The following is a 9,529-nucleotide window of genomic DNA, read 5'->3' on the forward strand; positions in this document are numbered from 1 at the left end:
TTAGATTGTCGTACCGATTATTGGAAGGGTGTCGAGGTGGCTCTCCGCAGCGCGCAGTGGTACGCGGGTCAGGACCGCAACGCCTACATCCACCGGGCGTGGATGCGGCGGGGTGTGCCGGGCGACGCCTTCACCGGCCGGCCCCAGATCGCCGTCGCCAACACCGCCTCCGACCTGACCCCCTGCAACGCCCACCTCGACGAGGTTGCGGCCTCGGTCCGCAACGGCGTGTACGAGGCCGGCGGGATCCCGCTGGACCTGCCGGTGGTGTCGCTGGGGGAGACGAACGTGCGGCCCACGGCCATGCTGTGGCGCAACATGGCCGCGATGGCCACGGAAGAGATGCTGCGGGCCAACCCCATCGACGGTGTCGTGCTGCTGGGCGGCTGCGACAAGACCATCCCCTCGCTGCTGATGGCCGCCGCGTCGGTGGACCTGCCCGCGGTCGTCGTCCCTGGCGGACCGATGCTCAACGGCACCTTCCGCGGCGGCCTGCTGGGCTGCGGCACCGGTGTGTGGCAGCTGTCGGAGGAGGTCCGCGCGGGCACGCTCTCGCAGGAGCAGTTCGTACGCTCCGAGTCGGCGATGATCCGCAGCCGCGGCCACTGCAACACCATGGGGACGGCATCGACGATGGCTCTGGTCGCGGAGGCGCTGGGCACGGTGATCCCCGGTGTGGCAGGGACCCCCGCGCCCGACAGCCGGCTGCTGGAGGCCGCGCACCACACCGGCCGGCTGGCAGTCGACATGGTGGGCGCCGACCGGCGGCCGGGGTCCTTCCTGACCAAGGCGTCGTTCCACAACGCGATCGTGGCACTGGCCGCCGTCGGCGGTTCGACCAACGCCGTCGTCCATCTCCTGGCGATCGCGGGCCGGTTGGGCATCGAGCTCACGCTCGACGACTTCGACCGCATCGGCTCGCGCGTACCGGTCCTGGTGGACCTCCAGCCGGCCGGCCGCTTCCTCATGGAGGACTTCCACCGCGCCGGAGGCCTGCTCGCCGTCCTGCGCGAGGCCCGCGACCTGCTCGATCCGGACGCACTGACGGTCACCGGAACCCCGCTCGTCGACTATCTCGACGACGCCCCGATCTGGGACGGCGAGGTCATCCGCACCCGCGCCGAGCCGCTGGTCGCCGAGGGCGGCATCGCCGTCCTGCGGGGGAACCTGGCCCCCGACGGCGCGCTCGTCAAGCCCGCGGCGGCCTCACCCCACCTGCTTCGACACCGGGGCCGGGCCCTGGTGTTCGACTCCATCGAGGACTTCCGCGCCCGAATCGACGACCCGGACCTCAATGTCGACGCCGACTCGGTCCTGGTCCTGCGGGGCTGCGGCCCCAAGGGGTATCCGGGGATGCCCGAGGTCTCCAACATGCCGCTGCCGAAGAAGCTGCTCGAGCAGGGCGTGCGTGACATGGTCCGGGTCTGCGACGGCCGGATGAGCGGCACGGCGTACGGCACCGTCGTGCTGCACGTGGCGCCGGAGGCCGCGGCGGGCGGTCCGCTGGCGCTCGTACGCACCGGGGACTTCATCAGCCTCGACGTCGAGGCCCGCCGCATCGACGTCGACGTACCCGCCGACGAACTCGCCGCCCGGGGGCCCGACCAGGCCACGGTCGACGGATTCGCCGCCCCCCGCCGCGGCTGGGAACGCCTCTACGTCGACCACGTCCTGCAGGCCGACACCGGCGCCGACCTGGACTTCCTGGTCGGCTCCAGCGGATCGGAGGTGAGCCGTGAGTCGCACTGACGGTCTCCTCACGCCCGACGCCACGCTGCTGGCGCGGCTGGAGGCGGCGGTCCCGGGCGCCGTGGCCGCCCGCGCCTCCGACCGCCTCGCCTTCGCCCACGACGCCTCGCACTACCTGCTCGTGCCCGACGCGGTGGTCACCCCGAAGGACGCGACCCAGGTGGCCGAGCTCCTGCGCACGAGCGCGGCCCACGGCCTGTCCCTGACGTTCCGCTCCGGCGGCACCAGTCTCTCCGGCCAGGCCGCCAACGACGGAATCCTCGTCGACACCCGTCGTGACTTCCGCGGCATCGAGATCCTCGACGACGGCAACCGCGTACGGGTCCAACCGGGCGCCACCGTGCGGGCGGTGAACCGTCGTCTTGCCCGCTACGGCCGCAGACTCGGCCCGGACCCCGCCAGTGAGAGCGCCTGCACGATCGGCGGCGTCGTCGCCAACAACTCCAGCGGCATGGCCTGCGGCACCGAACTCAACGCCTACCGCACCCTGGAGTCGGCCGTCCTGGTCCTGCCGAGCGGCACGGTCATCGACACGGGCGCAGCAGACGCGGACGACCGCCTTCGCGCCCGCGAACCGCACGTCCACGAGGGACTCCTGCGCCTGCGGGACCGCGTACGCGGCAACCCCGCCTCGGTCGAGACGATCCGCCGCCTGTACTCCATCAAGAACACCATGGGCTACGGCGTGAACTCGTTCGTGGACCACACCCGCCCGGTCGACATCCTCACCCACCTGGTCATCGGCAGCGAGGGCACCCTCGCCTTCGTCGCCGAGGCGACCTTCCGCACCGTGCCCGCCCATCCGCACGCGGCCACTGGGCTGCTCGTCTTCCCTGATCTCACCGCTGCGACCGGCGCCCTGCCCGACCTGGTGGCCGCCGGCTTCGTCACCATCGAGCTCCTCGACGCCACAAGCCTGCGCATCGCCCAGCGGGACCCCGGAGCCCCTGCCGCGCTGCGGGAGACGCAGGTGCGAGGTCATACCGCCCTCCTGGTCGAACACCAGGATCCGACGGCCGAGGCGCTGCGCGAAAGAGTCTCGGAGACCGCCCCGGTCCTGGCTGCACTCCCGCTGGCCGCTCCCGGCACGCTGACGACCGAACCGGCTACCCGTGCTGCGCTCTGGCACATCCGCAAGGGGCTCTACACCGCGGTCGCGGGCGCACGCCCGTCCGGCACGACGGCCTTGCTGGAGGACGTCGCCGTACCGGTCGATCGACTGCTGCCCACCTGTTCGCAGCTCACCGAGTTGTTCGACCGTCACGGCTACACCGGAGGCGTGATCTTCGGGCACGCACGGCACGGCAACGTCCACTTCCTCCTCAACGAGGACTTCGACCGACCCGAACTGGTCGAGCGCTACCTGGCGTTCACCGACGACATGGTCGATCTCGTCCTGGGCCACGGCGGCACCCTCAAGGCGGAGCACGGCACGGGACGCATCATGGCGCCGTACGTCCGTCGCCAGTACGGCGACGAGCTCTACGACGTGATGCGCGAGGTCAAACACCTTCTCGACCCGCACGGACTGCTCAATCCGGGCGTGTTGATCAGCGACGACCCGGGCGTCCACATCCGTCACCTCAAGTCGACTCCCACGGTCGAGGAGGAAGTGGACCGCTGTGTGGAGTGCGGCTACTGCGAACCGGTCTGTCCCAGCCAGGATCTCACCACGACCCCGCGCCGTCGGATCGTGCTGCGCCGCGAGCTCGCCCGTGCCCGGACGGCGGGAGACGCCGAACTGGTCGGCCGGCTGGAGGCGGAATCCCAGTACGACGTCGTCGACACCTGCGCGGTCGACGGCATGTGCCGCACGGCGTGCCCGGTGCTCATCGACACGGGCGACCTGACCCGCCGACTGCGCGCCGAACGGCGCGGCCCCACCGAACAGAAGGCCTGGGCCTCGGCGGCCCGGCACTGGGACGGCGTCACCCGCGTCGCGGCCGGTGCGCTCACCGCGGCACGGGCCGTGCCGGCCGCCCTGCCCGTGAGCGCGACAGCGGCCGGGAGGGCGCTGCTCGGCGCCGACGTCGTACCCGCATGGTCCCCGGAGCTTCCGCGCGGCGGCAGGCGGAGACGCCCCCGAACTGCGGAGTCCGCGCAAGCGGTCTACTTCCCGGCCTGCGTGTCCACGATGTTCGGCGCCGTCGGGCCGGGGAAGGGGAACGGCGTCGGGGACGCGTTCCTGGCCCTGTCCGAGCGGGCCGGAGTCGAGGTGCGGGTACCTGAGGGGATCGCTTCCCTGTGCTGCGGCACGCCGTGGAAGTCGAAGGGACTGACCGACGGTCATGCCGTGATGCGCGAGCGCGTCGTCCCCGTCCTGCGGTCGGCAACGGACGACGGGGCGCTGCCGGTGGTGGTCGACGCGGCCTCCTGCACGGAAGGCCTGACGCACCTCCTGGCGGAGGAGGGGATCACTGTGACGGACGCGGTGGCGTTCGTCGACGCGGAGGTCCTGCCAGGTCTGCCTGCTGCCCGGCGCATCCCCTCACTCGTCGTCCACCCCACCTGTGCCTCGACGCAGCTCGGTCTCAACCCGGCGTTGCTGCGCGTGGCCGCCGCGGCCGCAGAGGACGTGATCCAGCCGGAGGAATGGGGCTGCTGCGCCTTCGCCGGGGACCGAGGACTGCTGCATCCGGAACTGGCGGCCTCCGCCGTCGCTGCCGAGGCCCGCTCCCTCCGCACCGTGCACGCGACGGCGTACGTCTCGGTGAACCGCACCTGCGAACTCGGCATGACGCGGGCGACCGGACGCCCCTACCGGCACCTCCTCGAAGTGCTCGAAGAAGTCACCCGCCCGACGCCCGACTGACCGAAAGCTCGCGCGTTCGTACCCACGCCCTCGACTCACAGGAGAGCCATGACGACGACGAAGACGGCCCTCGTCACCGGAGGCGCCGGCGGACTCGGCCTAGCCGCCGCCCAGAGGCTTCGCAGCGACGGGGTGAGAGTGACCACCCTGGACATCGACGGTGCCGACGTCTGCGCCGACGTGACAGACGAACAGGCCTTGCGCCGGATCCGCGACGAGATCGGGCCGGTGGACATACTGGTCAACTCGGCCGGCGTCGTCGGCCCCAACAAGCCGCTCGTGGAGACCACCGCCGAGGAGTGGCGCCGGGTCCTCGACGTCAACGTCCTGGGCACGGTGAACACCCTGCGGATGTTCGTCCCCGGGATGCGCGACCGGGGCTGGGGACGCGTGGTCAACTTCGCGAGCATGGCCGGCAAGGACGGCAACCCCAACCTGTCCGCCTACTCCGCGTCCAAGGCGGCCGTGATCGCGCTCACCAAGTCGGCGGGCAAGGAACTGGCCACCAGCGGCGTCCTCGTCAACGTCGTCGCCCCCGCGGTGATCGCCACCCCCATGAACGACAGCACCGCTCCCGAGGTGCTCGAACACATCACCGGCCTCATTCCCATGCAGCGGATCGGACGCCCGGAAGAGGTGGCGGAACTGGTCGCCTTCCTCGCCTCGGACCGGGTCAGCTTCTCCACCGGCGCGGTCTACGACATCAGCGGCGGGCGGGCGACGTACTGAGATCCGCAGCCTGGACGGCAGCGGACATGGTGTAAGGGAAGCAGGCTGACCTTTCGCTGCCCTCGCCCAGCGCACTGTCAATGATGTCCACATCGGTCATGACGCCGTCCCGCCGGCACGGACATCGTCTCCGTCCCGTGCTGCCCGGAGGAGGGGTGCCGGTCGCGGTGGGCGGGCCGGTCGCCGTCGAGCCGCGGGCGGATGGCGTCGATCGCTGTATGCGACGTACCGGGGATCGGTGAAGCCGCCTGTTCCGCTAGCATGTTCGAGCTCGCGGGCAATGATATGGAAATATGACACACCGGCTGGAAAATTGATATCTCGGGTATTGCACGGTTTCTCGCGAATAAGCGGCAGCCTTCGGGCGGTTCCATGGCGTCGACCACGCAGCATGTTGTGGGTCGCGGTGACCGTGGTGGGCCTCGGATTCCTCATCGCGCTGGAGATCGCCTCGCGTCGGTACGGGGTGCGGGGGCCGATCACCGACCAGGCGCGAGAGGTGATCTTCGCACCCAGGTCGGGGACCGTGCTGTACGCCGGCATGGCGTTGATGACGGTGGTGCTCACGTGGCGCCAGCGGTTCGTCGCGCTCGGTGCGGCGGTCGGCATCGACGTCGTCTTCTGGCTCGTGCGAAGGGCTGTCGACGCCGAGGCGATGTTCGGCAACGGCGCATTGTGGGTGACGTTGGCCTGCGGCGTCATCGCCCTCACGCGCCGAACCGGCCGGGACCGTGTCCTGCTGCTGAAGGGCGTGGGACTGGCCCTGCTGCTGGTCGCCGGCCGCAAGACCGGCTACGCCTGGCTACTGATCACGGCGAAGACCCGCCCGACGGTGCTGGACCAGTACGTGGCCACCGCCGATCACGCCTTGGGCAACCCGTCGTGGCTGGCGGGCCGGATCGTCGCGTCCACCGGCACGGTCGGCGCCCACATTCTCGAATGGGTCTACATCCAGCTTCCGGTCGCGGCGGTCGCGGTCGCTCTGTACCAACTGCGCCGTGTGGCGGTCGAGCGCCGTTTCCCGGGCCATCATCTGGTGCGCACCTTCCTGGTCATCGGCCTGCTGGGGCCCGGCATCTACATGCTCTTCCCGGTGGTCGGACCGGTCTTCGCCTACGGCGCCGACGGAGGGCACTGGGCCGTGACCAATCTGTGGCCGCACACTCCGCCGCCGGTCGGCAATCCGCAGCCTGTGCCGTTCAACGCGGTCACCCCGCGCAACTGCATGCCCAGTCTGCACACGGCATGGGCCACCGCGATCTTCGTCCATGCCCTCAAGGGCCCGTGGGTGCTGCGGTTCGCAGGCGCGTTCTGGCTGGTCGCCACGCTGGGCGCGACGCTGGGCTTCGGTTATCACTACGGCGCGGACATCATCGCCGGTGTGGTCTTCACCCTCACGATCGATATGGCGCTGGGCTCGCTCGACCGCGGCTGGGACCGGCCGGCGAAGCGGTTCGTCGTCTACGGCGCAACGGTCTTCACCGCGTTCTTGGTGTCGTACCGCTGTCTCTCGACGGAGATGGCCGCCCTTCCGTGGGTGTTCGGCCCGTTGCTCATGCTGGCAACGGTTTCAGTGGTGTACGGCTATGCACGGATCACCATGCAGTCGAAACTGACGGCCGTGCCGGGCCACGCGGAACCGCGACGCGAACCGCAGCCCGAGCTTCTCTGATCCGACGCCGATGTGCGACCGGTGAGCGAGACAGAGCGTCGCCGCCTGTACAGGACGGAAGACGCCCAGGCCAGAGCCGTGCTTTTGGCCTCGCTCGGCGATCAGCGGCGCGATACCGCGCGCCCGTGCCAGCCGTCGGTACGTGTCGTGGTCGTAGCCGCGGTCGGCGAGCAGAGCGTCCGGGCGCTGACGCGCTCGACCGACCGCACCAGCCACGGCCGGGCCCTCAGGACGCGGACGGCGCCGCAGCCGTGCTCCGTTCCACCACGCGAGGTGCGACGACGTAGTGCACGGACACGCCGCGGCCCTTGATGCGTTCGAGGAGAAGCCGTGCACTGACGGAGCCGGTGAGCTCGCCGGACTGGTCGACCGTCGTCAGTGAGACGCGGCTTATGCGGGCGGCGAAGATGTCGTCGTAGCCGACGACGCTCACGTCGGCGGGGACGCTGAGGCCCTTGTCCGCCGCGGCCCGCAGCACTCCCAGGGCCGCTATGTCCGCGCCGGCGAAGATCGCGGTCGGCGGTTGCGGTCGCGCGAGGAGTTCGGTCGCTGCCTCGTGCCCACCGAGTTCCGAGTACGAGGTCACGACGACGTCCGGCTTGAGACCGTGGCGCCGCATGGCCTCCTCATAGCCGCGCCGGCGGGCGGTGTGCGAGAGCACGTAGGGCTCCTGGAACGGGCCGTCGGGCATCGCCGTGTGCGCGATGCGGCGGTGGCCGAGTCTCACCAGGCGATCCACCATGAGCGCGGCGCCGAGACGGTCGTCGTTGGTCACGGTGTCCACGTGCTCGGGAGTGCCGTGCAGGGCCACCGCGACCGTCGGGATGCGGTCACCGAGCTGTTCCAGCCAGTCCACCTCCACCCAGGGCGCGATCAGGATGAGCCCGTCGACCTGGCGGTCCACCAGCGCTTCCACACAGTGGCGCTGCCGCGCCGGCTCGGTCCCGCCGATCGCGATGATCTCCTGGAAGGGGCCTTCGCCCAGCGCCGAACTGATCGACTGGGCGACCTCGGTCTGGAACGGCGAGGACAGGTCGGTCAGGACGACACCGACGGTGAAGGACTTGCCGCGCATGGCGCGTGCCCCGGCGTGCGGCCGGTAGTCGAGGCGAGTGATCGCCGCAGTGACCTTCTCGCGCATCTCCGCACTGACGCCGTACGCGTCGCGCAGGACCTTGGAGACGGCCGAGACCGAGACACCGGCTTCCCGCGCCACGTCCTTGATCGTGGCGCGGGCCACCGCCTGCTTGCGTCCCGGCTGCACGTCGGTCATGCGCGGCATCCTATTTCAGCCCGCCGTCGTACGGGAACGCGACGTCAGCGGACCGCGATGCGTACCCGAGCCCGTTCATGCTCCTGCTGAGGACGACGGGAAGCGGTACTGGTGGTGCCGGGCGGGCGGAGCCCGAGCGGGGAGGCCGAGAGACTCCGCCCGTCCCGGTACCGGTATCAGTGAGGCGGGGTGCTTCGCAGGTCAGCGCACGACGACGCGTACGCGGGCCAGGTTCTGCACCCGTGCGAAGGGGGTCTTCGCATCACCTTCGCGCTGCACGGTGGCGCGTAGGACCGCGAAGTAGGTGCCGGGTGCGGTGTAGGCGTGCGTGCGGTGCAGGTCCACCTCCTGGCGCCCCGCGCCGAACGGCACCGGCGAGTACGCCCCCGTACCGAGCGCGTCCCACTCGACGGACACCAGTTGGCCCGCGCCCGGCGGCACCTGGACCGAGGCGCGGAAGACGACCCGCTCTCCCGTGCGGACCTTGACGCGGTCCCCATGGCCCACGCTCAGGTGGACCACCGGCTGGACGCCGTGGCGGACCGAAGCGCGCGCGGGAACGCGCACCTGGCCGTCGGACACGGTGTAGCAGGTGGACCGAGGCGGCTTGACACCGCGCTCCGTCCACGCGCTCACGTCGCGCAGGGCCTGCTGCACGATGAGCGTGAAGTCGATGAAGTGAGCCTCGCGTGCCGGGGTGATGACGGCGTCTTCCTGGTGGTCGGCGTAGTCGTTGTACCAGAGGCGGAAGGTGTCGTCGTACGCGTCGCCGAGCTGCGCCCGCACCTGCTGGTCGTACCAGTCGGCGTGCCAGGGGAAGGCGTCGGAGTCCAACAGGTTGGCCACGGCGATCGTCTTGCCGTGCAGCATCCCGCTCCAACTGCCGCCGCCACTGGCGCCCCTCGAGATGAGCGGGGCGATCTCGAGGGAGCGCTGCGGGTACAGCGGCTTGCCGTCCGCGCTCAGGAACTGGTCCCAGACATGGAACCCGGCGCGGCTCGGGATCTGATGACGGTAGTAGGAGCACAGGGCCAGGAACCAGCGGTTGTCGATCCGCAGCTTGGCCCCCTCGGCGATGGCGGCGAGGACCTTGCCGTCGTTGCCGCCCGCCAAGGTGAGGGTGCGGGCGCCGGCGTCCAGAGAGCCCTGCAGTACGCCGACCTTCGTACCGTCGGCCGTGTACAGGGTGAAGTCCGCGCCGGTCAGGTCCTTCGACGAGGCCGCGGCGACGGTGAGACTCGCCGGGGTCCCGCCGGAGTCGAGGACGACCCTGGTGATCACGACGGTGTCGTCG

5 protein-coding genes and 1 pseudogene are annotated in these 9,529 nt (G+C 70.6%); 4 read left to right on the forward strand and 2 right to left on the reverse strand.

Annotation, left to right across the window (positions count from 1 at the left end):
* Nucleotides 1–36: 36 nt before the first annotated feature.
* The 4 genes from ABT300_RS17780 (at nt 37) to ABT300_RS17795 (ending at nt 6,962) form a co-directional block, all read left to right on the forward strand.
* On the forward strand, nt 37–1,749 hold the full coding sequence (locus ABT300_RS17780) for an IlvD/Edd family dehydratase (protein WP_351676340.1): 1,713 nt from the start codon (nt 37–39) through the stop codon (nt 1,747–1,749).
* Nucleotides 1,736–4,561, forward strand: coding sequence for an FAD-binding and (Fe-S)-binding domain-containing protein (locus ABT300_RS17785; protein WP_351676342.1), 2,826 nt, complete (start codon nt 1,736–1,738; stop codon nt 4,559–4,561). Before ABT300_RS17780 ends, ABT300_RS17785 begins: the two co-directional genes overlap by 14 nt.
* Nucleotides 4,562–4,609: 48 nt before the next feature.
* Nucleotides 4,610–5,290 carry an SDR family NAD(P)-dependent oxidoreductase gene (locus ABT300_RS17790; protein ID WP_351676344.1) on the forward strand — a complete coding sequence of 227 codons (681 nt, stop codon included), beginning with the start codon at nt 4,610–4,612 and terminating at the stop codon, nt 5,288–5,290.
* 391 nt (nt 5,291–5,681) lie between these two features.
* Nucleotides 5,682–6,962, forward strand: a complete 1,281-nt coding sequence (locus ABT300_RS17795; RefSeq protein ID WP_351676345.1) for a phosphatase PAP2 family protein — start codon at nt 5,682–5,684, stop codon at nt 6,960–6,962.
* Nucleotides 6,963–7,188: 226 nt separating this feature from the next.
* Here ABT300_RS17795 and ABT300_RS17805 read toward each other — a convergent pair whose 3' ends face one another.
* Together ABT300_RS17805 and ABT300_RS17810 are read right to left on the reverse strand one after the other, a co-directional pair.
* On the reverse strand, nt 7,189–8,235 hold the full coding sequence (locus ABT300_RS17805) for a LacI family DNA-binding transcriptional regulator (protein ID WP_351676346.1): 1,047 nt from the start codon (nt 8,233–8,235) through the stop codon (nt 7,189–7,191).
* Between the two features lie 201 nt (nt 8,236–8,436).
* Nucleotides 8,437–9,529, reverse strand: a pseudogene (locus tag ABT300_RS17810) (Tat pathway signal sequence domain protein); the annotation flags it as partial.

Origin of the sequence: Streptomyces sp. NPDC001027, from assembly GCF_040299045.1 — a bacterium.
Lineage (GTDB): Bacteria > Actinomycetota > Actinomycetes > Streptomycetales > Streptomycetaceae > Streptomyces.